We start from the raw sequence: 23,859 nt of genomic DNA, 5'->3' as shown, positions 1-23,859 counted from the left end.
CGGTACATGACCGCTCAACTTTATACTTAGCAAACAAGCAACTATGAAATTATTCCGATTTGGCGAGCCGGGGCAGGAGAAAGCCGGTATTATCCTGAATGATGCGTGGTACGATGCCTCCGGTATGGGTGAGGATTACAATGAGGCTTTTTTTGAAAACAATGGCCTGGAGCGATTGCAAGCTTACGTGCAGCAGAATAAAACGCGGCTCCAGTTAATTCCTTCCGGCGTCCGCCTGGGGCCTGCTGTGGCACGTCCGTCCAAGATCGTGTGCATCGGCCTGAACTATGCCGACCACGCCAGCGAGACAAACGCGAAGGTGCCCGAAGAGCCGATTCTTTTCTTTAAAGCCACCTCGGCCCTCTGCGGACCAAACGATGCGGTCATCATCCCGAAAAACGCCGAAAAGCTGGACTGGGAAGTAGAACTGGCCGTTGTTATCGGTAAAAAAGCGAGCTATGTGGCGGAAGAAGACGCCCTGAAGTATGTAGCAGGCTACGTGCTGCACAACGACTACAGCGAACGCGGCTTTCAGCTGGAGCGCGGCGGGCAGTGGGTGAAAGGCAAAAGCAATGATACCTTTGCACCCGTCGGGCCTTTCCTGGCTACGCCCGACGAACTGCAGGACATCAACAACCTGCGCCTCTGGCTAACCGTGAACGGCGAAACCATGCAGGATGGCACCACCGCTAACCTGATCTTTCAGATACCGTTTCTGATTTCCTATGTAAGTCAGTTCATGACCCTGCTGCCGGGCGACATCATCACCACCGGAACGCCTGCCGGGGTGGGCCTGGGCATGAAACCACCAGTATACCTGAAAGAAGGCGATGTGGTAGAACTGGGCATTGAGGGACTGGGCACCTCTCGGCAAATCGTCAAAGCCTATGCTTAAGATCGACGCGCATCAGCATTTCTGGAAGTATAACTCGGAGCGCGACAGCTGGATTACGGCAGAGATGGCCGCTATCCGGCGGGATTTTCTGCCGGAAGATCTGCAGCCGCTACTGCAGCAACACGACTTTGACGGTTGTGTGCTGGTGCAGTCGGCACAGCCGGAGAAGGAGAATGACTTTCTGCTGGAGCAGGCGGCACAACACGATTTTATAAAAGGGGTAGTCGGCTGGGTAGATTTTCTGGCCGAAGATGTGGCGGAGCGCCTGGCCTACTATAGCCAGTTCCAAAAGCTAAAAGGTTTTCGTTATGTGCTACAAGGGCACCCGGATACAGCCATTATGCTGCGGCCTGAATTCAAAAGGGGAATACAGCAGCTTCGCAAGCATGGCTATACGTATGATATTTTAATTTACCCCGACCAGCTGGCGTATACTACAGAGCTTGTCAGCGCATTTCCGGACCAGCCTTTCGTGCTGGATCACCTGGCCAAACCCCACATCAAAACGCAGGAGGTGGAAGCGTGGCAGAAAGACATACTGGCGCTTGGAGCCCATGAAAACGTCTGCTGCAAAGTATCGGGCATGGTAACGGAAGCCGACTGGAAGAACTGGGAAAAAAAGGATTTTATACCTTACCTGGATACACTGGTAGAGGCTTTCGGCACAGAACGGCTGCTATATGGCTCCGACTGGCCGGTATGCCTGGTAGCAGCCAGTTACGCGGAGGTGATGGGTATCGTGGAGGAGTACTTCGCCTCCTTTAGTCAGCACGAGCAGGCGCAGCTCTTTGGAGGCAACGCGGCCACTTTTTACAACTTATCTTAACGCAATCCTTATGGACCTACAACTTCGGGATAAAGTAATCATCGTTTCGGGTGGCGCAAAAGGCATCGGGGAAGGCATCGTGCAGGTGCTGGCGGCGGAGGGCGCGATACCGGTGATTGTGAGCCGCAACGAACAGGACAACCGCCAGGTGGTGGCCGACATCGAGGGCAGGGGCGGAAAAGCTTTTCAGGTGGTGGCCGAGCTAACAGAGCCCGCCGCCTGTGAGCAAGCCGTGCAGGCGGTACTGCAGGAGTTTGGCCGCATTGACGGGCTGGTAAATAATGCCGGCGTAAACGATGGGGTAGGATTGGAGAAGGGCAACTATGAGCAGTTTATCGCCTCTCTCCACAAAAATGTGGTACATTATTATTTGCTCGCGCATCATGCCTTGCCGGCTTTAAAGGCCTCGAAAGGGGCGATTGTAAACATCGGCTCCAAAACAGCGGAAACAGGGCAGGGAGGAACGTCGGCTTATGCGGCAGCTAACGGCGGGCGCAATGCGCTTACCCGCGAGTGGGCGGTAGAGTTGCTGCCCTACAGTATCCGGGTCAACGCCGTGATTGTCGCCGAGGCCTGGACGCCCCTGTATCAGTCCTGGATCAGTACCTTCGAAGAGCCGGAAGCCAAACTACAGGCGATCGTTAACAAAATTCCGCTGGAAAAGCGCATGACAACCTGCGAAGAAATTGCCAACATGGTCGTGTTCCTGCTCTCGCCCCGGTCGAGTCATACTACCGGGCAGCTCATACATGTGGATGGCGGCTACGTGCACTTAGACCGCGCGCTCTAATTTGCTGGATCGTTCGCCGGAGGCATTGGACTTTCTCCGTTAAAAATGCTTTTTAATTATAGCTCAGAGGCAAAGCTCTATGAAAAAGTTTGGTTTTGAAGGAGGCGCCATCAAACTAGCATGCGCCCTCTTTTTTCTCTTTCTGGCGAGTATACGGTTGCAGGCGCAGACCTATGAGCCCGCATGGGAGTCGTTGGACAAGCGGCCCACACCGGACTGGTGGTCGGATGCCAAATTCGGCATCTTCATCCACTGGGGCGTGTATGCAGTGCCGGCCTATGCTCCTGTTAAAGAGGTGGAGGGGGTATACGAAAAGTATGCGGAGCACTACGAGAACCGGCTGCTCACGAAAAATCCACTGTTTATGGCGCACCACAAGCGCTACTTCGGAGAAAACTTTACCTACCAGGACTTCGCCCCTCTGTTTAAGGCAGAATATTTTAACCCAGCCGACTGGGCCGCACTGTTTGAGAAGTCCGGCGCCAAATACGTGGTCCTGACCTCCAAACACCACGATGGCTTTTGCCTGTGGCCCAGTGCGCAGAGCCCCAAATGGAACAGCGTTGAAATCGGGCCGCACCGCGATATTATTGAGGAACTGACAGAAGCTGTTCGGAAGCAAGGGCTGCACATGGGGTTATACTATTCTTTGCTGGAGTGGAACCATCCGCTGTACAAATCTGCTACCATCGACCGCTGGACAACCGAGCACATGATTCCGCAGCTGAAAGACCTGGTGACGCGCTACAAGCCCGAGGTGATCTTTGCGGACGGAGAGTGGGACTATTCCAGCGATAGCCTCCGGAGCGAGCAGTTCCTGGCCTGGCTTTATAATGAGTCGCCGGTGAAAAATACCGTCGCCGTAAACGACAGGTGGGGAAAAGAGACCAGGAGCAAACACGGCGGCTATTATACGACCGAATATGATCTGGTGCATGATAAAAAGGGCATCGGCGATAAAGCGCAGCACCCTTGGGAAGAGAGCAGGGGCATCGGAACCTCGTATGGCTACAACCGCTTTGAAACGGCTATAGACTATTTCACCTCCAAGCAGCTCATCGACCTGCTGATTAATAAAGTAAGCAACGGCGGCAACCTTTTGCTGGATATTGGCCCCCGGGCAGACGGCCTTATTCCGGTTATTATGCAGGAGCGCTTGCTGGATATGGGCGCCTGGCTGAACGTAAACGGCGAAGCCATCTATGGAACCGATGCCTGGCAGGACATGCCGAAACAACAGACTGGGCAAAACACCTTCTTTACTGTGAAAGGAGACGACTTGTACGTGCTATGCACGGAGTGGCCACAAACGCCGCTTACCATAAACGGTGTCCGGAAAGCAGGCAAAGTAAGTCTGCTGGGAGCAGACAAGCCGGTAAAATATACGGCAAAAGGCAATAAAATCACCCTGACGCCGCCGGCCCTCAATCCCGGTAACATGCCCTGCCAATATGCCTGGGTGTTCAAGATTGATAATTTTCGGTGAATAGGAGAAGTATCGTTACACCCGCTAAATCAGAATGCGTTGTGTTTTAAATAGAGTAATTTCAATTTTAATAGAAGAACCTATGCGGAAGATTTTAATACTAGGATGCCTGCTGTGGTCGCAGGCGCTGTTGGCGCAGCAGGCAAAGAACGAGTGGGAGAACCCAGAGGTACTGAGCTTCAATAAGGAGAAGCCACATGCAACCTTTATGCTCTACGATAATGCGCAAGCCGCCCGGAAAGACGACTACAGCGCCTCGCCCTATTACCAATCGCTGAACGGCACCTGGAAATTCTCTTTTGTGAAGAAACCAGCCGATGTTCCGCAGAATTTTTCTAACCCGAACCTTGACGACAGCCAATGGAAGGCAATACCGGTGCCTTCTAACTGGGAACTGCAGGGGTTTGGCATCCCCATCTATACAAATATCATTTACCCTTTTCCGGCCAACCCGCCCTACGTAGATAACAATTACGACCCGGTAGGCACCTACCGCCGTACCTTCTCGGTGCCCGCCAACTGGAATGGCAAGGAGGTGCTGCTGCACTTCGGCTCTATTTCGGGCTACGCGCAGGTATTTGTAAACGGCCAGAAAGTGGGCATGAGCAAGACAGCCAAGGTGCCGGCAGAATTCAACATCACCAAAGCGCTGAAGAAGGGCGACAACCAGCTGACGGTGCAGGTATACCGCTGGCACGACGGCAGCTACCTGGAGGACCAGGACTTCTGGCGCCTGAGCGGTATTGAACGCGACGTATACTTAGAGGCGATGCCGGAGCTAAGCGTGTGGGACTTTTTCCTGAAGGGAGACCTGGACAGCAAGTATAAAGACGGCCTTTTTAAGGCTACTGTTAACCTGCGCCAGTTCGACAAAAGCGCTCCTGACAAAGCCACTGTAGCCGTGGAGCTTTACGACAACAAAAACAGGAAAGTATACGCCCAGGAGAAAAGCGCTTCGGCCGGTGCCGGGGAAGTTCTCTTCAGCGGTACTTTAAAGAATGTTCAGCAGTGGAGCGCCGAGTATCCCAACCTCTACGACTGCATTATCACCCTGAAAGACGCCAGCGGTAAAACGGTGGCTGTTACAAGCAGCAGAGTCGGGTTTAGAACAGTAGAAATTAAGAACGCACAGCTGCTGGTGAACGGCATGCCTATACTTGTGAAAGGCGTTGACCGCCACGAGCACGATCCGGTGACCGGCCACACCATCAGCCGCGAGTCCATGCTGCGCGACATTCAGTTGATGAAGCTATTCAACATTAACGCCGTGCGCACCAGCCACTACCCCAACGACCCCACCTGGTACAAGCTCTGCGACGAGTATGGCATCTATTTGGTGGATGAGGCCAACATCGAAACGCACGGCATGGGCTCAATGCCGGGGCCGTTCGACAAATCGAAGCACCCGGCCTATCTGCCGCAGTGGGCACCGGCGTACATGGAGCGCATTCACCAGCTGGTAGAGCGCGACAAGAACCACCCGTCGGTTATCATCTGGAGCATGGGCAACGAAACGGGCAACGGTCCGGTGTTCCACGATGCTTACAAGTGGATGAAGGAGCGCGACACCACCCGCCCGGTGCAGTTTGAGCAGGCCGGCGAAGACTGGGACACGGATATTGTTTGCCCAATGTATCCGGGTATCGACTACATGAAATCCTACGCTGCGTCAGACAAACAGCGGCCGTTCATCATGTGCGAGTATTCGCATGCGATGGGCAACAGCAATGGTAACTTTAAAGAGTACTGGGATATTATTCGCAGCTCGCCCAAAATGCAGGGCGGCTTTATATGGGATTGGGTAGACCAGGGCATCAAAACTACGAATGAGGAAGGAAAACCGTTCTTTGCCTATGGCGGTGACCTGGGCGGCTATAACTTCCAGAACGACGAAAACTTTAACGCCAACGGCCTGGTTGCTGCCGACCGCACGCCACATCCGGGGCTATACGAGGTGAAAAAGTACTACCAGAATATCCTCTTCGATGCAAAGGACCTGGATAAGGGCACTATTACGGTAAAGAACGAGTTTGACTTCACCAACCTGGACCAGTATGGCTTTAAGTGGGAGCTGTACAAAAATGGTGCGTTGCAGAAACAGGATAACTTCAGCGTGAATGTGGCGCCGCATCAGCAGAAAGAACTTAAACTGAAACTGCCATCGGTGAAGGCGAAAGATGGGGAAGAATATTTCCTGAATGTATACGCCTATACTAAAAATGCCTCTGAACTTATTCCGGCGGGTCATGAAGTGGCGCGTGAGCAGTTCTCCCTCAGCAACGGCAAATACTTCGCCTCTTCACCGGAGAAAGGCGAGCTAAGCGTCACCAAAGATGGCGACATGCTGAAGTTTACGTCCGGCGCCGTTTCTGGCAGCTTTAACACCAAAGAGGGCCGTTTTGTGTCGTACAGCAAAGGCGGGGAGCGCATTATCGACTACTTCCCGGAGCCATACTTCTGGCGTGCTCCCACCGATAACGACTTTGGTAACGGCATGCCGCAGAAGCTGGGCATATGGCGGAATGCGCACACAAATCGACTGGTAAAGAAAGTGGACGTGGGGCAGAAAACGGTGCAGGGGCTGCCAATAGAAGTGCAGTATGAACTCAGCGACATCAACGTGCCTTATACCGTAAAGTACCTGATTCAGAACGATGGTTCTATTGCTGTAACGGCCTCCATTGATATGACCGGCCGCGATCTGCCGGAGCTGCCACGTTTTGGCATGCGCATGGTGTTGCCGGGCGAGTACGACCACCTGAGCTACTACGGCCGCGGCCCTTGGGAGAACTACAGCGACCGCAAAACTGCTTCGTTTGTCGGATTGTATCAGGATAGTGTAGAGAACCAGTTCACGGCAAATTATATTCGTCCGCAGGAAAGCGGCAACCACACCGACGTGCGCTGGCTGCGACTGACGAACGAAGCCGGGCAAGGGCTGGAGGTAGAAGGGGCGCAGCCGCTTAGCTTCAGCGCACTGGATGTACCCGACGAGGCGCTGGACCCGGGCTTAAGCAAAAAGCAGCAACACCCGACCGATATCCGGCACCAGGATAGGGTATACCTGCACGTGGACCTGAAACAGCGCGGTGTAGGCGGCGATAACAGCTGGGGCGCCCTGCCGCACGAGCCTTACCGCCTCCTGGATAAAAAGTATACTTATACTTATACCATCCGGCCGGCTTCTGGGAAGGAGAACTTGTAAAAACGGATGGCTATGAAATTGTACATCAGCCTGTTTGTACTTCTATTGCTCTGTGCCGCACAAATAGTGCAGGCGCAGCGCAATAGCTCGTTTAAGCCCGGCCAACTATGGCCCGATACGGAGGGTACCCACATCAACGCGCATGGCGGTGGCATTTTATACTACAACGGCAGGTACTACTGGTTTGGAGAGCACAAAGTGGCCGGGCCGCAAGGGAATAAAGCGATGGTTGGTGTCAGTTGCTACTCTTCGGATGACCTTTATAACTGGAAGAACGAAGGGATTGCTTTAAAAGTAGCGGAAGACACTACTTCTGAGATCACCAAAGGCAGCGTAATCGAGCGGCCCAAGGTCATCTATAACCAGAAGACCGGCAAGTTTGTGATGTGGTTCCACCTGGAACTAAAGGGGCAGGGGTATAGTGCCGCACGTACGGCTGTGGCCGTGGCAGACAAACCCACCGGCCCTTATACGTACCTGAAAAGCCTGCGCCCGCACGCCGGCATATGGCCCGTTAATGCTATTGAGGCGCATAAAACAGTGCCCATTACGGTTGCCAAAGATGATCCGGCATGGGAGCAGAAGGTGGCAGCCGGTGCCTTTCTGCAACGGGATTTTGAGGGCGGGCAGATGTCCCGGGACATGACGCTGTTTGTGGACGATGACGGCACCGCCTACCATATTACTGCCTCAGAAGAAAACAGGACGCTACAGATCAGCAAACTGACCGATGACTATCTGGGGTTTACAGAGGAGTATGTCCGCGTATTTCCTGGAGGAAAGAATGAAGCCCCGGCCGTTTTCAAGAAAGATGGCAAGTACTACATGATCACCTCGGGGCTAACAGGATGGGACCCTAACGCGGCACGCTCGGCGGTGAGCGACCACATGATGAGCGGTTGGAAAGAGTTAGGCAATCCTGTGCGGGGAACGGAGGCGGAAAAGAACACGACCTTCGGAGCGCAAAGTACCTATGTGCTGCCGGTGCAGGGGAAAAAGAATGCCTTCATTTTTATGGCCGATCAGTGGCGCCCGAAGAATGCCATCGACGGCCGCTACGTCTGGCTGCCGCTGTTGTTCGAGGACGGCAAGCCGGTGCTACGCTGGCAGGACGAGTGGAAGCTATCGGCTTTCGATAAGCAAAAGGCAGGCACTGCAACAGGGCAGAAGTAAAAGTTGAAGCCTTGCCAATATACTTTTCTACTCTCCCAACTGAGGCACTCCTAAACCAGGCAGCAGGAACTTAACGGTCAGCCCCATGTCCAGGCGCTTTGCAAATTCCGGCGTATCGGAGATGGCATTACTCAGATCACTGGACTGTACAAACACGCCGCCGGCCACTTTCCCTTTCGGGAATAGGTAAAAGCCCACGCCCGCCTGGTAAACCGTCGGATCATCAGAATGCATCATTCTGCCGAACAGGTGGAGCGCATAGTTGATTTCCGATGGTGGCGTGAAATAATGTACCGCATCCAGGCCATAGGTATTCACGACAGTGGTTGCGTATGCGCCGGCATAAGCGTTGATCTCTTTCTCTGAAATGCGGGTCGTTTGTCCGTTAGGGCTGGTGGTGATCATTTGCTGCCGGAATTTAATGGGGCTTAGTTCTTCAATGTTGTTCACCCTGGAGACATCCCAGGAGGCACCCACCGAAGTAGCGCCGCTGATCAGGACAGTATAAGCCAGCTGGGCAATATAACCCCGAAACCGCTCACTGAATACTTGTTCATTGAAGGGTTTGGCCGGATCATACAAAGTATACCTGGCGGCCTGTCCTCCCAGCCGAAGCGTCAGCCAGTCCTCGATGGCCACTTGTTTGGCGCCGTGCAGTACCGGAGCACCATGGATGTCGATTGCCTTGAAGAGCAGTGAGCGGTGTCCTAAATACAAACTTGCAGAAGTGCCGGGCGTAAAACTCCCGTAGCTGAACAGGTTGGATAAGCCGCCCGAAGCTGCCCCTGCTACCTTTACGCCCCAGTAAAAGCGGTTGCGCTTGATAAGAGAGGCATTAAGCGGATGTGGCGAAGCAGACTTCGAAAAGAAATACTGAAACTGAAGGCTGCTGTTTTCGGTGTTGACGCCAAAATAGCCCAGCGGCGCGATAATGGCCGTACGACCATCGCCATCCTCAAAGATCGGCTTGAAGGTTTGCGCCTGCGCCTGCAGTGCTCCAGCCAGGAGCACGAGCAACGTATAATAGAACTGCTTCATGCCGTTGCTGCGCCTTCCATTTTTATACTTCCCCTCACGGCAGAATAGCCTTTCAAGATCTGGCCTTTCACTGGCTCCGGTGTTACATCCTTGTCGTCTACCAGTATTTTCAGCGACCAGGGCGTTTTGTTCCAGCCGGTGCAATGCACGTAATAGTCCAGGTCGCCCGCAATCGGGAAATCACTGACCGCAATGCGGTACACGTTGTCGAGGGTGCGGGTGAGCGCCAGCGCATAGCCTTCCAGCATAAACAGCTGTAGTGTTGCCTCTGTACTCAGTTCCACATTTATCTTGTAGTTTTTTGCCATATCGGATGCCCTCGCTTATACTTATACTTGATGCTGCTGTTTTAGCGGACGCAATATTCCCGTTGTTTGTTGCTTAAATAAGAAACCAGGTCTTGCAGGCAGGGGTCCGCGTTGTGATCGGATACCTGAATCCAGTGTTCCCGGGCGCTGTCTTCTATTTTGATCATATATGTTTTCATATCCGCTCCTTGAGCCGGCGTTTCAGGCTGGCTGGGCAAGGTAAAAAAGCCCGCTTCGTTAATCAGTTGCTTTACGTGTGCAGCTTCTTCTGCCGGCAGTGTGTCGCTGTTCAGTTCCAGGGGCGTGTTTAACCCCGGGAAAAAACCAAATCCTCCTTCAGGTTTGAAATAAATTTTCATAAAAGCTACTGTTATAAGTATGGGCGCATTTAAGCGGGAACGGGAGACGTAATACCAACCTGCTCCCAGGCTTCCCGCACTTCTTTTTCTACCTCATAGCGTTTCGCGTTTTCGATCGTGAGCTCTGCAAATTGCTGGAACTTGGCGTTCGGCTTCAGTTTTGGGTCCAGCAGGGTAGCATACCACACGCGTCCTGCTTTTTCCCAGGCGTTGCCGCCAATGCTGGTGGCTGCCAGGTAAAAGGCATGGTTGGGGATGCCGGAGTTAATGTGCACACCGCCGTTATCTTCGAAAGTGTTCACGAAATTATCCATGTGCTTGGGCTGCGGGTCTTTGCCCAGCACCGGGTCATCGTAGGCGCTGCCCGGATCTTTCATCGACCGGATGGCTGCCTTGTTGCCACCGCTTCCCTGCACTTTGTCTGTGAATAATTCCGCCCCAATCAGCCAGTCGGCCTCATCGGCAGTTTGATTCAGGGTATACTGTTTCACGAGTGAGCCAAAGACATCCGATACCGATTCGTTCAAAGCCCCCGACTGGCCGGAGTATAAAAGCTGGCTCTCATCTTCGGTGACGCCATGCGTCAGTTCGTGGGCAATCACATCCAGCGAAGTTGTAAACCGGTTGAAAAGCTGCCCATCGCCATCGCCGAAAACCATCCGCTGTCCATCCCAGAAAGCATTTGAGTACTTGTCGCCAAAGTGTACTGTACCGATTAGTGGCAGGCCTTCATCATCTATCGAGTTGCGCTTAAACAGCTGCCAGTAGAAATCATAGGTGGCGCCCAGTCCGTCATACGCTTCGTCCACGGCCGGATCGCCGGTGGGCTCACCGCCTTCAGCACGTACCAAGGTGCCGGGCAGGTTCTGGCTGCCGTTCGCATTGTAGATGGTACGTTGTTTATCGCCGGCCAGCATGTAAGCTAAAGGCTTTTTCCGCAGCAGATCTACAGAAAGTATGGCACCTGCTCTCAGGTTCCGGAACGTCATATCACCACTAAGGGCATCCAAAGCCATATCGCGTTGCTCCTTGCTGCCATTTTGGGCGATGTTGCGCAGGAGGTAAGGGGGCAGAATACAGAAGATGGTGTGGCGGGGGTGATTTTGCTGACACATGCGCTACTGGGTTGTAGGTTTAAAACAAGTATTAATCAGGTAGATAACGTTATTAAGTACTCTTTTCAGACCATTTGGTTTAGGGTGTTTTCCTGTGCTAGCCTTTATTTTTCGTGTTGCTCATTTTGTCCAGAAGATCGGTATAGGTGTTGAGCCGGATGAGGTTTTCCTCCAGCTTTTTTACTTCATCCTGCAGGTCTGGCTCGGGGCGCAGGAATCCTTCCCGTGCTTGTGGCTCTCCCGCAGGTGGCCTGCTTTTCAGGGCAATGGCCTGTGCCGTAGCTGTTGCTTCTCTTATAGCTTCTTTTGCCTCGTGCAGTACTTTAACAGAGAGGCCGCTGGTCGGCGAAAAGGAAAACTCTGCGAGGCGGGGCAGCAGCAGCGTCAGCACCAAAAGGCCGGCACCCAGCAGGAAGTAAGGGTAAGCAGAATCGCGGTTCGCCTTCAGGTCTTCCCTGAAGGCGCTGTCCGTGCCAGGAGTTTTGATCGGAATGCCTCTTTCCATGTGATAACGGGCAATAGGAGAGAGGATATGATTTCGGCGGAGGGCCAGTTCACCTGAGAGCAGCAGAAAAGTACCTAAGAGCAGGATAAGAACGGAAACAGTCAGGAGGCCTTTGTTGAGTTTTTCCATATGCAACTTGATAGGAGGGTGTCGTTTTAAGCATGGCAGAAAGTATGTGAATGGCTACCGGCAACACATGGCTGGCTACTGTTCTGCAGTTTTCTTCTTATACTATTTCTCCGGTAGTTGGTATACAATTTAGGTTGATTTTATACTTGCTGTTTTAACCTGAAGCTAGTCTCAATTCATCGCATTCACCAAGGCAGATATAGCCTAATGGGTATAAAAAAGACCAGCCGGCAATAGTAGCCGGCTGGTCTTTTTTATACTTGTAACAGTTTAGTTATTAGCGCTTGCTGTTCAGCTGGTAGTATACTTCGCTCCAGCGGAGCTCGTTTTGCAGTTGGCGCAGCCGCGTTTCCTTGTCAATCAGCACACACTCAATGCCGGCAATGTCGGCAAAGTCCTGCAGCTGCTCGGAGGTCAGGTTCTGGCTGTAGCAGGTATGGTGCGCTCCTCCGGCCAATATCCAGGCGGCGCAGCCTGTTTTCATGTCCGGATAAGGCTTCCAAAGCACGCGCGCAACGGGTAAGTTCGGCAGGTCCTGCTGTGGCTCCACGGCCTCTACTTCGTTTACCAGCAGCCGGAAGCGGTTGCCCATGTCGATAATGGAGGCATTCAGGGCCGGGCCACCGGCCACGTTAAACACCAGGCGTACCGGATCGGCTTTGCCGCCAATACCCAGCGGGTGCACCTCGCAGGAAGGCTTGCCATTGGCAATAGACTCATCAATTTCCAGCATGTGCGAGCCTAGTACCAGTTGGTTGTTCGGGTCGAAATGGTAGGTATAGTCCTCCATAAAGGCATTGCCACCCTGCAGGCCGCTGCCCATCACTTTCATGGCACGTACCAGCGCTGCTGTTTTCCAGTCGCCCTCGCCGGCAAAGCCATAGCCCTGGCCCATCAGGCGCTGTGCCGCAATGCCGGGCAGTTGCACCATGCCATGCAGGTCCTCAAACGTATCAGAAAAGCCTTTGAAATTACCATCTTCCAGAAACGCGCGCAGGCCTAGTTCGATCCGGGCAGCATCGCGCAGCGAACCATACTGGTTACCGCCTTTGCGCAGCTGCTCCACTACCGCATAGCGCTCTTCATACTCCTGCGTCAGCCGGTCTACTTCGCCATCGCTTATCTGGTTGATCACCTGCACGAGGTCGCCGATGCCATAGGTGTTTACTGAAAAGCCGAACTGCATCTCTGCCTCTACTTTATCGCCTTCCGTTACGGCCACGTAGCGCATGTTATCGCCGAAGCGGGCAAACTTGGCTCCCTGCCAGTCGTGCCAGCCGCAGGCTACGCGGCTCCAGGCTCCCAGCTGCTCCAGCACAGCTTCATCCTGCCAGTGCCCTACCACTACCTTGCGGTTCAGACGCATCCTGGAAACGATAAAGCCGAATTCCCGGTCGCCGTGGGCGCTCTGGTTCAGGTTCATAAAGTCCATGTCGATGGAGCTCCACGGAATGTCGCGGTTAAACTGCGTGTGCAGGTGCAACAGCGGCTTTTTAAGTATTTTTAATCCTCCTATCCACATTTTGGCAGGGGAGAAGGTATGCATCCAAGCCACCACACCCACGCAGTTCTCCGCCACATTAGCGTCCTGGCAGATGCGGTAGATCTCTTCGGTTGTTTTTACCACAGGTTTAAATACTACCCGTACCGGCACCTGATTTGCCTGGCCCAGGCCGCTGGCGATCTGCTGTGAATGCTCGGCTACCTGGCGCAGTGTTTCCTCACCATATAAATGCTGACTGCCGGTCACGAACCATATCTCGAATTGCTTTAAGTCTATCATCGCTATGAAGTGTTTTTATTACATTAATTATAATAACTAAAAAGAAGGCGCTGCAGTGTTTTACTGCAGCGCCTTCTGAATGCTTAATACCAGAGGAAGTAGTAGATCAGACCGATAATAAGCACAATACCGGCAGCACCGATGTTGAACGGTGTACCCGTATTGAATAGCACCGGATCAGAAACAATTGCTTTCGGGTCGGCAACGGTCATTTGCGCATTGGTATACAAAATGATGCCAATCATCAGGAACAATACTCCCAGGAAGTATAGCGACTGGATGGCAATGTAGTCGTACTCAGGAGAGAAAACCACAGCGGAAATAAGGGTTACCACCCCCAGTACAAATAAAATGTAGGAGTATGTGGTTAACATGCGCTGCCTGCCAGGAGCCGGTGTCGGAGAGGCTACTTTGTGCCCTTTCTCAGCAAAGCTGATCACAGACGCAATAACGCACAGAATAATGAATACATACCCCATGCGCAGCAGGAACGGCATATCGGGACTCACCACTTTGAAGATGATGCCAGCCGGAATGGTAGCAATAGCGGTCCAGAGAGCCGCATTCGGTGTTACCTGTTTCCAGAAAAGACCCATGCCAAATACAGCCAGCACGCCCGGATAAATGTAGCCCGTGTACTCCTGGATGTACTGGAACACTTGGTCCAGTGAGCTCAGTTGCGGTGCTACCAGCGCTGCAATACCCAAAGCGATAAGCGCCACGATACGGCCTACGCGCACCAACTCGCCGCCTGAGGCATTCGGCTTAAAGTATGGGTTGTAGATGTCCATTGTAAAGATGGTAGAAGTACTGTTCACCATAGAAGCAAGCGAAGATACCACAGCCGCAACCAGGGCTGCAAAAGCAAGACCTCTTAAACCAGATGGCATAAAGTTCTTCAACAGCCAAGGATACGCCTCATCGGATTTGCTGATCGTACCGATCGCCTCAATTGGCTTACCTAGTATAACAGACAGTTCCTGTGGCGTGTGTGCATTGAGCAGGACGTATGCCGCTATACCAGGAATTACTACGATTACAGGCATTAAGATTTTCAGGTAACCGGCGAATAGAAGGCCCCGCTTGGCTTCGTTGATGCTTTTAGCTGCCAGACCTTTCTGGATGATGTACTGGTTAAAGCCCCAGTAGCCCAGGTTGGTCGCCCACATGGCGCCAGCAATTACAGCAATGCCGGGCAGGTCATTGAACGCGTCTTTTGTGCCGCCGGAACCGTTTGGTACCATCAGTTTGCCTTGCGGAATGATCATGGAGAAGTGGTCTCTGCCCTTCTCATACAGCGTAACGATGCCGGTAATAATACCATCACCCTGTCCTACGGCGTCCAGCGTTACATATGTGGTCACCAGGCCACCGCCAACCAGGAAGATCACTTGCACCACGTCCGTCCAGGCTACTGCTTCCAGACCACCATAGATGGAGTAGATAGCGGAGAAAGCCAGCAGGCCAATAATGCCGTACTGTAGCGGAACGCCCATGATGTTTTCCATGGCCAGTGCGCCCAGGTAGCTTACCGAAGTCAGGTTAACGAATACGTATACCAGCAGCCAGAAAACGGCAAATGCTGTACTTACCCCCCTGTTAAAGCGTTGGTTAAGGAACTGCGGCATGGTATAAATGCCTTTGTCAATGAATACCGGCAGAAAGTATTTGGCCACGATGATCAGCGCCACAGCCGCCATCCACTCGTACGCCGAAATAGCCAGACCAATGGCAAAGCCCGATCCGGAAGTACCGATAAAGTGTTCGGCAGAAATGTTGGCTGCTATCAGCGAGGCGCCCACCGCCCACCAGGTCAGGGATTTATCAGCCAGGAAGTACTCCTGCGATGTTTTCTCCTGTCCTGTCTTGTTTCTGGAGACCCACAGCCCCAGAAATAAGATGATCAGGGCATACAGAATAAAGACTGCATAGTCTATTGTCGAGAATCCGGATGTCATTGAGAAGTAATTTTAGTGTTATAGTTTAGTTTGAGGTTGTATGATAAAGGTTATAAAGTAATCACTTTGTATGTAAGTCACTCCGGCTGTAGCTGGAACTGTTTCTTACTTTCGCTTACCACTTGATGATAGTATTCTTTCCTTTCGGTAGTGGCAGGATTTAGCAATGTCGCTTCAAAATAGTCGATTTATTTCAGTCACGCTACAAATCATCCACTAAATTTTAAAAAACCTATTATTGCCCATAGTAAGAGTGCGGGCCATGCTTCCGTTCGTAGTGCTTTTTGATGAGTGAATCCTGCAGGTGCGGAGCGTCGTGTCTGATTTGCTCTGTGAGGCAGGCCATACGGGCTACTTCTTCCAGCACGGCGCTATTATACACGGCCTTAGCAGCTGTTTTGCCCCAGGTAAAGGGCGCATGATTTCCCACAAGTACCATCTCCACTTCTTCGTAGCTCATTCCTTTCTCCTGCAGGTAGTTCATGATCTGGAAGCCGGTTTGGTGTTCATAGTCGCCCTGGATCATCTCATCGCTCATAGGTGGAGCACAGGGAATGTTTACCGTATTATGGTCAGCGTGGGTGGTGCCATAAATAGGAATGTCGCGCTGTGCCTGTGCCCAGGCGGTGGCATAGGTAGAGTGGGTATGCACAATGCCGCCAATCTGCTCCCAGTGTTTATAAAGCACCGCATGTGTTTTGGTGTCGGACGATGGCCGGAGGTCGCCTTCTATGGTGTTGCCGTCAAAATCTACGATCACCATGCTTTCAACCTGTAAGTCCTGGTAAGGCACGCCGCTGGGCTTGATGGCAAAGACACCGAGGCTTCGGTCGGCAGCGCTCACATTGCCGAACGTAAACAGCACCAGCCCTAATTGGGGCAGCTGCATGTTTGCCTCGTAGGCAGTTTGTTTGATGTGTTGGTACTTGCTCATGTATAGATCTTATCGCACTACTTGTTCCTGGATATCGGTGACCGGAGTCAGGGGAGGCGCGGAAAGGGCTTCTATCGCCTCACCATGTATTTTATACTTCTGATAGCGGCGGGCATAGATACTGGCCCGTGCAGAATCCGGCGTATACGTGGCATCAAAGCCCTGCCCCATGGCAGCCATCGCTGCTTCTACTCGAGGGTAAATACCTGCTGCAGTGGCGGCAAACATGGCGGCCCCAATGGCGCAGGTCTGCTCTGAACGATGGATACGGATCGGCATGTCCATCACATCGGCCATCATCTGCATGATGAAAGGTGATTTCCGGGCAACTCCGCCCATTCCGATCAGGCCTTTCACCGGCACGCCCTGCTCGTTGAAGCGATCCACTATCTTTTTGGCGCCAAAGCAAGTGGCTTCTACTAATGCCCGGAACACGCGCGGCGCATCGCTGCCCAGCCCCAGGCCAAGTATAGCTCCTTTCAACAGTTGGTTGGCATCCGGGGTACGGCGGCCGTTAAACCAATCGATGGCAAATTCATCATTTTCCGTCAGCGGCAACTGCTCAGCCTCCTTGCTTAATTCCGGAATGATCCTTTCAGACAATTCCTTCAGAAGCGCTGCTGCCGTGTCGCCGGAAACTACTTCTGATTGCGAGAGCAGCGTTTGCAGCGGCCACAGCAGGAGCTTTCGGAACCAGGCATAGGTGTCGCCAAAAGCTGACTGGCCGGCTTCCAGGCCCATCATTCCCGGGATGACCGAGCCAGGAACTTGCCCACAGATGCCGTACACCAGTTTATCTTCTACTTCCTCAGTGGGGGCCACCAGCATGTCGCAGGTCGAGGTACCCATTACTTTACTCAAATGGTAAGGTTCTATCTGACCACCCACAGCCCCCATATGTGCATCAAAAGCGCCTACGCCTACAACAACTTCTGTAGAAAGGCCCAGCCGCTGCGCCCATTCTTGGCTCAACGTGCCAGCAGGTTGTGCTGAGGTATAAGTATCTTTGAAAAGCCTTTCAGTAAAGCCTTGCAGCAATGGGTCGAGAGTGGAGAAGAAGCTTTCCGGTGGCAGGCCGCCGAACTCCGCTGCCCAAAGAGACTTATGGCCGGCAGCGCAAACACCTCGTTTCATCTGCATCAAATCGGTGCCCCCTGTCAGCAGGAAAGGGATCCAGTCGCAGTGCTCTACCCAGGAGTAAGTGGCGTCGCGCACCTGTTCATCTTCGCGTAGCACATGCAGCAGCTTGGCCCAGAACCATTCCGAAGAATAGATGCCACCAACATACTTCAGGTAGTTGATTTCGAACTTCGGCGCGTGTGCATTGATCTCTGCGGCCTCATTTACGGCCGTATGATCTTTCCAGAGCACAAACATGGCATTCGGATTTTCTTGGAAGGCGGGTAGCAGGGCCAGGGGCGTGCCTGCCTCATTCACCGCCACCGGTGTAGAGCCGGTAGTATCGATAGAGATGCCTTTCACAGCCGACACCACAGCGCCGCCTGCTTTCTCCAAACATTCTTTGATTGTATATTCCAGTCCCTCCACATAATCCAGTGGATGCTGGCGGAACTGGTTCTGAGATGGGATGCAGTATAGGCCCTTTTGCCACCTCGGGTAATAATACACCGAAGCTGCCAATTCTTCGCCGTTAAGGGCATTAACGAGCACGGAGCGCACCGAGTCAGTGCCATAATCAACTCCGATTACATATTGATCTTCACTCACGGATACGTCTGGTTTAAGTTTGTGTGTTAAATTAACACTTAATTCCGGAAATAAAAAAGCTCCGGGAGGCATTTCGCTGCCAGAAAGCTACTGCAGAAACTTCTCGGGGTTTGGAATGAACTTCAGAAAGGCCTGAAAATCGTTGTTATACTTGTCCTGATCCAGTTTATAAAAGAAAGCGCCTTTTTTCGAGCTCTCTTTCTCTTTGTCTTTCTGCTTGATAAAGAGCCCTGTGGAGAGGAGTTTGCGGTTGAAGTTGCGCTTGTCGAATGCTGCATCATATAGACCTTCATAAAGCGCCTGTAGCTGCGGAAGTGTAAATTTATCCGGCAACAATTCAAACAGGATCGGGTGCAGAGCTGCTTTGTAGCGCAACCTGTTCTTTGCCTGATCTACCATTTGTTTGTGGTCGAAGATAAGCTCGGGCATGTCGTTTAGCGAAAACCACTCGGCATGATATTCCTGGCTGAGCTGCTTCTCATACTTTTGAATGTCGATCAGCGCAAAATAAGCCACTGCAATCGTGCGTTCCACCGGGTCGCGCTTCGGTTCGCTGAAAACATTTAGCAGTTCCATATACACCTGCTCTAGTCCGGTCAGCTGCTTCAGAATGCGGTTAGCTGCTTGTGGCAGGCTTTCCTCCAGTTGCACAAAGCCACCCATTAAGCTCCACTTCTGCTTCTCCGGTGCAAAGCCCCGCTGAATAAGCAGCAACTTGTATGAGTCGCCGTCAAAGCCAAAGATGATGCAGTCCACGGCGACCAGCATTCTGGATTGTCCGGAATATTTCAGCATAAAGGATGTGGTGTTACGGGGGTTAAAACTTAAAAGCGTGAGCTAAAGCATTACTCAAAAATAGTAACTTATATTTATTTCCATAATATACAGGTAAAATAAGGAGCCTGAAGGTTGTACATAAATCCTGAAGTTGTCTTATACCTAGTATTTGCGAAAAAGGCACATTTGCTGCTGCAAGGCTGACAAACGCAGTAAGACGTATACTGCTCCTGCAACAAATGGCTGCTGTCCAATGATTAACACGCGTTTACAACGCGAAAAATATATTTCTGTTAGGCTTTCAACTCCAGTATTCGATCAATTCACGTTAAATTGAAAATTTACTAAAAAGTAAGCTTGGGCTTTCGTATAAAACATTTAAAGTGTAAATTTAACATTTGTATAGTTTTTAACAAATTGAATCTTTTCCTGTGTGCCGGAAACAAGTAAAACGGAAGTAAAAGGAGATAGTCACCAGCCCGCTTGCGACAGTAGAAGCTTGATACATGATGAAATATATAATTAAAGAAATCTTCTTGTTTTTGCTGCTGGCAGCGGCTTTGCTCAGTTCCTGCAAAGAGGACGAGGAGAAGCTGACTGAAATGGACCCTGATGTTATTGCTGAAAAGCCATTTGATATCGATAACCTGAACGACACCTATGGCGGCATTGCTTCCAGCCTGTTCTCCAGCCAATGGGGCCCTTACAATACCCACGATCCTTCTATCATCAAAGCCGGGGAGTGGTATTACAGCTATAGCACCGACGTAGCTTATGGTGCCCCGGCGCGCGTCGGCATTATGGTGCGCAAATCAAAAGACCTGGTGGACTGGACTTTTGTAGGCTGGGCGCTGCACAACTTCCCGGCCATGAGCGCGGGCTACATCACCTCCAGCGGCGCTACGCCGGTGCAGGGCTTGTGGGCACCCTATATCCTGAAGGTGGAAAACGAATACCGATTATACTACTCACTCGCGCCCACAGAAGGTCGTGCCAGCGCCATTGGCCTGCTTACCTCCTCCTCGCCCGAGGGACCGTGGGTAGAGAAAGGGCTGGCGGTGACCTCTTCTAACACCGGCCCTGGCACCAACGCCATCGACCCGTCGGTGGTGGTGACACCCTCCGGTGAGCAGTGGATGGTATACGGCTCTTCCTGGGACGGACTGTATGAATTGCAGCTAAACCCGCAGACCGGCCTGGCGCTGGCGTCGGGAGATAAAGGAACCCGTATTGCCAGGCGCGGCGCTACCAACGGCACCATAAACGGCAACCTCGAAGGCGCTGAAATTATCTACAATGCCGAGCACGGCATGTATTACCTGTTCGCCTCGTACGACTGGCTGGCGACCAAGTATAACGTGCGTGTGTTCCGCTCCCAAAGTCCCAACGGCCCATTCCTGGACTGGAATGGCGTTAATGTAGACAATACCGAGGATAATGGCCCGATGATTCTGTCGCCCTACCAGTTTACAGGCCACGGCGGCTGGCAGGGAGTGGCGCACCCAAGCGTGTTTCAAGATGGCAGCGGGCAGTACTACATTGCCCACCAGGGGCGGCCGGGTGTAGCGCCTGCCTACATGGTACTGCATGTGCGCCAGCTGTTCTGGACATCCGAAGGCTGGCCTGTCGTGTCGCCGGAGCGCTATGCGGCCGTGGCGCAGACGTCCGTTACAGCAGGCGACCTCGCTGGCGTGTATGAGCAGATCGTACTGACGCAAAGCATCGTACCGGGCTTCGGCAACGAGCAAACAGACCCGAACTTCTCCGTGGCTTTCAATACCACGCTGACTGCAGACGGCACTATCAACGGCAATGCCAACAATACCTGGGCTTACGACGCGCCCTGGCTGGAGTTGCGCTGGAACAACGGCCAGTTTGTAGATAAGCTGCATGTATCCAGAGGACGGGATTGGGAGAATAAAGTGGCCTCTACCATTGTGATGACCGGCCTGAACGGCGGTGGCCTGGCCATCTGGATGAAGAAGGTACAATAAAGATAAATACGGGTTGCCTGCTGTTGGCGCTCTTGAAGATTAGGTTAGATTGGTTTAGTAGATCAGCGTGCCTCCTGTTCCGTTGAAAGCAGCAGCTTTCGATGGGGCGGAGGTGCACTGGTTTCTTATCTTTAGCGGCTGATGGAACAACTTTCAACCCTGGCACCGTTTAGACAGGCGGGGCAGTAGGAGCGTTGAAACAAGTATGCGTAAGCAAGTATAAGCTTGAACACTATGCTTGCCCCAAACAGTTTTACTTCATTAAACATAAGGATGATGTACAGGAGAGCAACAGAACGGAAAGCTGGCAAAAAAAGACAATTAGCTGTGATAAGTTTGCTGGCTTTACTGCTGCTGCCATCACTCGGTTTCAGCCAAAATCAGAAGCTGGAGGCATTCCCGTTGGCATCGGTACGACTACTGGACGGCCCATTTAAAGAAGCCCAGCAGACAGATATGCGCTACATGCTGGCCCTGAACCCGGATCGCTTGCTGGCGCCCTACCTGAAGGAAGCGGGCATTCCGCCGAAGGCCAACAACTATGGCAACTGGGAAGACACGGGCCTGGACGGGCACATCGGCGGCCATTATCTTTCCGCTTTGTCGCTGATGTATGCGGCAACCGGCAACCCGGAACTGCTGCGAAGGCTTAACTACATGGTTGACTGGCTGGATACCTGCCAGCAGCGCAACGGCAACGGCTACATTGGCGGCGTGCCGGGTGGCGAGGCGATGTGGAAGGAAATTGCCCAAGGTAAAATCGATGCCGGAAGCTTTTCGCTGAATGGCAAATGGGTGCCGTGGTATAATTTACATAAGCTGTACGCCGGCTTGCGTGATGCCTACCTGTACACTGGAAACGAGAAGGCGAAATCAGAATTGATCAAGCTGACGGATTGGTGCATCAATCTCACCCAAAACCTGACGGATGCGCAAATACAGGAGATGCTGAAAAGCGAGCATGGCGGTTTGAACGAAGTTTTTGCCGACGTGGCCGCTATTACAGGTGACCAAAAGTACCTCCGGCTAGCCGAACGGTTTTCAGACCGCACTATTCTGAAGCCGCTGTTGGCGCAGAAAGATGAACTAAACGGCCTGCACGCCAACACCCAAATTCCGAAAGTGATCGGGTATTTACGTGTGGCTGACGAGGAGAATGACAAAAGCTGGGCAAATGCAGCGGATTTCTTCTGGAATACTGTGGTTCACAACCGCACAGTATCTATCGGCGGCAACAGTGTGCGGGAGCACTTTCACCCCGCCAACGACTTCTCCTCTATGATCGAGTCCAGAGAAGGCCCCGAAACCTGCAACACGTACAACATGCTCAAGCTCACCAAGGCGCTGTTCCTCGACAGCGCTTCGGTCGCTTACATGGATTACTACGAGCGGGCCATGTATAACCATATCCTCTCGTCACAACATCCCGGCACAGGCGGCTTTGTCTACTTCACGCCCATGCGCCCGAACCATTACCGCGTTTATTCACAGCCGCAGCAGGGCTTATGGTGCTGCGTTGGTTCCGGGCTGGAAAACCACGGCAAGTATGGCGAGCTGATCTACGCACACAATGAAAAGGATATTGTCGTGAATATGTTCATCCCTTCCACCCTGGATTGGAAGGAAAAGGGCATTTCGCTGGTGCAGCGCACTAACTTTCCATTCGAAGAAACATCCGAGATTGAGCTGAAGCTGAAAAAGCCGGCAACGTTTGCCCTGCGCATTCGCCATCCACAGTGGGTACAGGAGGGCCAGCTGCAGGTGCGCGTAAACGGCAAAAAAGTACCTGTCCGTTCCGTGCCTTCTTCCTACGCCACCGTGGAGCGGAAGTGGAAATCGGGGGATAAGGTGACCATCACCTTGCCCATGGAAACGAAGGCAGAATACCTGCCTGATCATTCGGCATGGGTGTCGTTTGTGCATGGCCCTGTGGTGCTGGCTGCAGCCACTGCTGCCACCGACCTGGAAGGGCTGCGGGCTGATAGCAGCCGTATGGGCCACGTGGCCAACGGACCGTTGTACCCGATAGAGGAGGCGCCGCTGCTGGTGTCAGCGGACCGCAACTATACGACTGGTATAAAGCCGGTGGCAGGACATCCGCTCACTTTCTCGGCAGCAAGTATGATCGCTTCCGACAAGTATAAGCAAGTAAAGCTGGTGCCTTTTTACCAGATACAGGACACGCGTTACATCGTGTACTGGCCCGTGACCACGCCGGCAGGGCTCGACAGCCTGCGGCAGGCGATGCGGGCAGAGGATGCGGCGCGGCTGGCGCTGGAAGCGGCTACCGTAGACCAGGTAGCGCCGGGAGAACAGCAGCCCGAATCCGACCATGGCTTTCAGGGCGAGAAAACCGAATCAGGCGTGTACCGCGACCGCCACTGGCGACATGCCTCCGGCTGGTTTGGCTATAAGCTGAAGAATACCGGCCACCAGGCCCGCAAGCTGCGCATCACCTACAATGGGATGGACAAAGGCCGCGACTTCGATATCCTGGTCAACGACAAGCTGCTGACGACAGTTAACCTGGACGGCTCCCAAGGCGACAAGTTCTTTGACGTGGACTATGATCTTTCCAAAGCCATCACCAGTAGCTCGCCTGATGTGCTGCGGGTGAAGTTTGTAGCCCATGATGGCTCGGTAGCAGGAGGCGTGTATTACATCCGGCTGGTGAAGTAAAGATAAAGACTGGCTGTGCTACAGTTGAGAAGAAGTATAAAACCGGGTATAAAGCAAGTATAGGTATGAATAGCAAAATAAGAGCATGTGCAGTTTCGCTAAGTAACGTGAACTCGGAAATTAAACGGGTAAAAATCAGCATTTTACACAAACAATAAGGCTAAGGAGCAGGTAGAA

18 protein-coding genes are annotated in these 23,859 nt (G+C 52.6%); 8 read left to right on the top strand and 10 right to left on the bottom strand.

Features of this window, described 5'->3' with window-relative positions:
* Positions 1–43 precede the first annotated feature (43 nt).
* The 6 genes from ABDW72_RS20100 to ABDW72_RS20075 all read left to right on the top strand — a co-directional run bounded on the left by ABDW72_RS20100 (position 44) and on the right by ABDW72_RS20075 (position 8,375).
* A complete protein-coding gene (locus ABDW72_RS20100; RefSeq protein WP_347160429.1) occupies positions 44–895 on the top strand; it encodes a fumarylacetoacetate hydrolase family protein in 852 nt (283 codons plus the stop codon).
* A complete protein-coding gene (locus ABDW72_RS20095; protein WP_347160427.1) occupies positions 888–1,721 on the top strand; it encodes an amidohydrolase family protein in 834 nt (277 codons plus the stop codon). Before ABDW72_RS20100 ends, ABDW72_RS20095 begins: the two co-directional genes overlap by 8 nt.
* Before the next feature lie 10 nt (positions 1,722–1,731).
* Positions 1,732–2,511 (top strand): L-fucose dehydrogenase, encoded by a 780-nt coding sequence (locus tag ABDW72_RS20090; RefSeq protein WP_347160425.1) that lies wholly within the window; start codon positions 1,732–1,734, stop codon positions 2,509–2,511.
* 79 nt (positions 2,512–2,590) lie between these two features.
* Positions 2,591–3,997 carry an alpha-L-fucosidase gene (locus ABDW72_RS20085; protein WP_347160424.1) on the top strand — a complete coding sequence of 469 codons (1,407 nt, stop codon included), beginning with the start codon at positions 2,591–2,593 and terminating at the stop codon, positions 3,995–3,997.
* An 82-nt stretch (positions 3,998–4,079) separates the two neighbouring features.
* A complete protein-coding gene (gene lacZ / locus ABDW72_RS20080; RefSeq protein ID WP_347160423.1) occupies positions 4,080–7,202 on the top strand; it encodes a beta-galactosidase, LacZ type in 3,123 nt (1,040 codons plus the stop codon).
* A gap of 12 nt (positions 7,203–7,214) precedes the next feature.
* The gene (locus tag ABDW72_RS20075; RefSeq protein ID WP_347160421.1) at positions 7,215–8,375 is read left to right on the top strand and encodes a glycoside hydrolase family 43 protein; all 1,161 of its coding nucleotides are present in this window, start codon (positions 7,215–7,217) and stop codon (positions 8,373–8,375) included.
* 27 nt (positions 8,376–8,402) lie between these two features.
* Here ABDW72_RS20075 and ABDW72_RS20070 read toward each other — a convergent pair whose 3' ends face one another.
* The 10 genes from ABDW72_RS20070 to ABDW72_RS20025 all read right to left on the bottom strand — a co-directional run bounded on the left by ABDW72_RS20070 (position 8,403) and on the right by ABDW72_RS20025 (position 19,027).
* Positions 8,403–9,413 carry a hypothetical protein gene (locus ABDW72_RS20070; RefSeq protein ID WP_347160420.1) on the bottom strand — a complete coding sequence of 337 codons (1,011 nt, stop codon included), beginning with the start codon at positions 9,411–9,413 and terminating at the stop codon, positions 8,403–8,405.
* Complete coding sequence (locus ABDW72_RS20065) at positions 9,410–9,721, bottom strand: hypothetical protein (RefSeq protein ID WP_347160419.1); 312 nt, start codon at positions 9,719–9,721, stop codon at positions 9,410–9,412. The genes ABDW72_RS20070 and ABDW72_RS20065 overlap by 4 nt, the downstream gene beginning before the upstream one ends.
* A 41-nt stretch (positions 9,722–9,762) precedes the next feature.
* On the bottom strand, positions 9,763–10,080 hold the full coding sequence (locus tag ABDW72_RS20060; protein ID WP_347160418.1) for a protealysin inhibitor emfourin: 318 nt from the start codon (positions 10,078–10,080) through the stop codon (positions 9,763–9,765).
* 29 nt (positions 10,081–10,109) lie between these two features.
* Positions 10,110–11,195, bottom strand: coding sequence for a M4 family metallopeptidase (locus ABDW72_RS20055; protein ID WP_347160417.1), 1,086 nt, complete (start codon positions 11,193–11,195; stop codon positions 10,110–10,112).
* A 97-nt stretch (positions 11,196–11,292) separates the two neighbouring features.
* Positions 11,293–11,829, bottom strand: coding sequence for a hypothetical protein (locus ABDW72_RS20050; RefSeq protein ID WP_347160416.1), 537 nt, complete (start codon positions 11,827–11,829; stop codon positions 11,293–11,295).
* A gap of 277 nt (positions 11,830–12,106) precedes the next feature.
* Complete coding sequence (araA, locus tag ABDW72_RS20045) at positions 12,107–13,612, bottom strand: L-arabinose isomerase (RefSeq protein WP_347160415.1); 1,506 nt, start codon at positions 13,610–13,612, stop codon at positions 12,107–12,109.
* Between the two features lie 83 nt (positions 13,613–13,695).
* Positions 13,696–15,570 (bottom strand): sodium:solute symporter family transporter, encoded by a 1,875-nt coding sequence (locus tag ABDW72_RS20040; protein ID WP_347160414.1) that lies wholly within the window; start codon positions 15,568–15,570, stop codon positions 13,696–13,698.
* A gap of 235 nt (positions 15,571–15,805) precedes the next feature.
* Positions 15,806–16,504, bottom strand: a complete 699-nt coding sequence (locus ABDW72_RS20035) for an L-ribulose-5-phosphate 4-epimerase (protein WP_347160412.1) — start codon at positions 16,502–16,504, stop codon at positions 15,806–15,808.
* 9 nt (positions 16,505–16,513) lie between these two features.
* Entirely contained in the window at positions 16,514–18,232 is a 1,719-nt protein-coding gene (locus ABDW72_RS20030; protein ID WP_347160411.1) for a ribulokinase, read from the bottom strand.
* A gap of 87 nt (positions 18,233–18,319) precedes the next feature.
* Entirely contained in the window at positions 18,320–19,027 is a 708-nt protein-coding gene (locus ABDW72_RS20025) for an NUDIX hydrolase (RefSeq protein WP_347160410.1), read from the bottom strand.
* A gap of 488 nt (positions 19,028–19,515) precedes the next feature.
* Between ABDW72_RS20025 and ABDW72_RS20020 the strand changes: the two genes are divergently transcribed.
* Positions 19,516–21,003 carry an arabinan endo-1,5-alpha-L-arabinosidase gene (locus ABDW72_RS20020; protein WP_347160409.1) on the top strand — a complete coding sequence of 496 codons (1,488 nt, stop codon included), beginning with the start codon at positions 19,516–19,518 and terminating at the stop codon, positions 21,001–21,003.
* Positions 21,004–21,330: 327 nt separating this feature from the next.
* Complete coding sequence (locus ABDW72_RS20015) at positions 21,331–23,682, top strand: beta-L-arabinofuranosidase domain-containing protein (RefSeq protein WP_347160408.1); 2,352 nt, start codon at positions 21,331–21,333, stop codon at positions 23,680–23,682.
* Positions 23,683–23,859 lie beyond the last annotated feature (177 nt).

Source organism: Pontibacter chitinilyticus (assembly GCF_039748935.1).
In the GTDB taxonomy this organism is placed as follows: domain Bacteria; phylum Bacteroidota; class Bacteroidia; order Cytophagales; family Hymenobacteraceae; genus Pontibacter; species Pontibacter chitinilyticus.
The sequence above is the reverse complement of the archived record's forward strand: the minus strand, read 5'-3'. Positions and strand labels throughout refer to the sequence as shown.

Excerpts from the sequence above, each read along its gene's own strand:
- ABDW72_RS20085 (WP_347160424.1), top strand. The coding sequence starts at position 2,591 with ATGAAAAAGTTTGGTTTTGAAGGAGGCGCCATCAAACTAGCATGCGCC.
- lacZ (WP_347160423.1), top strand. The coding sequence starts at position 4,080 with ATGCGGAAGATTTTAATACTAGGATGCCTGCTGTGGTCGCAGGCGCTG.
- araA (WP_347160415.1), bottom strand. The coding sequence starts at position 13,612 with ATGATAGACTTAAAGCAATTCGAGATATGGTTCGTGACCGGCAGTCAG.
- ABDW72_RS20060 (WP_347160418.1), bottom strand. The coding sequence starts at position 10,080 with ATGAAAATTTATTTCAAACCTGAAGGAGGATTTGGTTTTTTCCCGGGG.
- ABDW72_RS20075 (WP_347160421.1), top strand. The coding sequence starts at position 7,215 with ATGAAATTGTACATCAGCCTGTTTGTACTTCTATTGCTCTGTGCCGCA.
- ABDW72_RS20035 (WP_347160412.1), bottom strand. The coding sequence starts at position 16,504 with ATGAGCAAGTACCAACACATCAAACAAACTGCCTACGAGGCAAACATG.
- ABDW72_RS20100 (WP_347160429.1), top strand. The coding sequence starts at position 44 with ATGAAATTATTCCGATTTGGCGAGCCGGGGCAGGAGAAAGCCGGTATT.
- ABDW72_RS20095 (WP_347160427.1), top strand. The coding sequence starts at position 888 with ATGCTTAAGATCGACGCGCATCAGCATTTCTGGAAGTATAACTCGGAG.
- ABDW72_RS20070 (WP_347160420.1), bottom strand. The coding sequence starts at position 9,413 with ATGAAGCAGTTCTATTATACGTTGCTCGTGCTCCTGGCTGGAGCACTG.
- ABDW72_RS20020 (WP_347160409.1), top strand. The coding sequence starts at position 19,516 with ATGATGAAATATATAATTAAAGAAATCTTCTTGTTTTTGCTGCTGGCA.
- ABDW72_RS20065 (WP_347160419.1), bottom strand. The coding sequence starts at position 9,721 with ATGGCAAAAAACTACAAGATAAATGTGGAACTGAGTACAGAGGCAACA.
- ABDW72_RS20025 (WP_347160410.1), bottom strand. The coding sequence starts at position 19,027 with ATGCTGAAATATTCCGGACAATCCAGAATGCTGGTCGCCGTGGACTGC.
- ABDW72_RS20090 (WP_347160425.1), top strand. The coding sequence starts at position 1,732 with ATGGACCTACAACTTCGGGATAAAGTAATCATCGTTTCGGGTGGCGCA.
- ABDW72_RS20040 (WP_347160414.1), bottom strand. The coding sequence starts at position 15,570 with ATGACATCCGGATTCTCGACAATAGACTATGCAGTCTTTATTCTGTAT.
- ABDW72_RS20055 (WP_347160417.1), bottom strand. The coding sequence starts at position 11,195 with ATGTGTCAGCAAAATCACCCCCGCCACACCATCTTCTGTATTCTGCCC.
- ABDW72_RS20050 (WP_347160416.1), bottom strand. The coding sequence starts at position 11,829 with ATGGAAAAACTCAACAAAGGCCTCCTGACTGTTTCCGTTCTTATCCTG.